This is a genomic window from Candidatus Regiella insecticola LSR1 (assembly GCF_000143625.1).
GTDB lineage: Bacteria > Pseudomonadota > Gammaproteobacteria > Enterobacterales > Enterobacteriaceae > Regiella > Regiella insecticola.
The window spans coordinates 1-969 of record NZ_GL379735.1 but is presented as its reverse complement, the minus strand read 5'-3'; the positions used below and the strand labels follow the sequence as shown (position 1 = coordinate 969).

Sequence of the window (969 nt, the reverse complement as noted above, 5' to 3'; positions counted from 1 at the left end):
TCCACAGAATATCAGCAACAAGCAATGGAAGTCATGCAGAGTATTTTACCTATAGGCTATGATATTGTACCAAGCCAATCTAAGAGCCTGTTCGAAATTTTTTATGCTCGCTAATACCTGTCAAAAGGGGCTTGAAAATGTTCATTAGACCTCTTCGGAAACCTACTGCGTGATACGGATCCTGCGTTGTCCAGTGCGCGCAATCCTCATGTACTTTATGTTAACGAAGGTTGCTGTGCGCCGGGCGCCTTGACTTCGCATCACTCGCTACGGTTTCCAAAGAGGTCTATTGACTTTCTTATTTTTCCTTTTATTAGTATCGTTAAAAAAGACTTTTAACAGGTTTTAAAATGAAATTAATTGACGGATGTTGCAATATCTCCCTTTAACTTTTGCATAAAAATACGCCAAGTTAATTTGGGGTATTGCTGTATTTAACGCTACGCTTAGGTTTGAACGATTGTTGAATGTGCTCCTTTGCTTTGATAGATAATCTAGATTGTCTAGATAATAGTATAGAGCCCTATTCGAATCAGGATAAAACCATTATGTTAATACGTCCTTCTTTACTGCCGATATGGTCTGTATTTTTTATGTTTATGTGTTTACACATGCCGCAATGGCGGATAGTTGTGAAAGCAAAATAAATGATATACAGAGGCAGATCGACTATGCCAAAAAAAGCAACAATACTCACCGTGTCACTGGGTTGATAACTGCCCAAAAAGAAATAACAGCGCACTGTAATAAATCAAGCTTGGTAGCTAAGCAACAGCAGAAAATTACTCAAAAAAAGCAAAAGGTAATAGAACGGCAACATCAATTAGCTGTTGCTGAAAAAACGGGTGATACTGATAATATACTCAAAAAACGGAAAAAATTAAGTAAGGCAAAGTAAGGCAGAAGAAGAGCTAAGCACTCATTCAAAAGCGCCTTAGCGAAGCTATAATATACCCCTTCGCTTCGTAG

General features: G+C 38.1%; 1 protein-coding gene. It reads left to right on the top strand.

Going from position 1 to position 969, the window contains the following annotated elements; all coding sequences use genetic code 11:
- Nucleotides 1-577 precede the first annotated feature (577 nt).
- Nucleotides 578-898: a DUF1090 domain-containing protein gene (locus tag REG_RS10205; protein ID WP_006705571.1), complete on the top strand. Its 321-nt coding sequence runs from the start codon at nt 578-580 to the stop codon at nt 896-898.
- Nucleotides 899-969 lie beyond the last annotated feature (71 nt).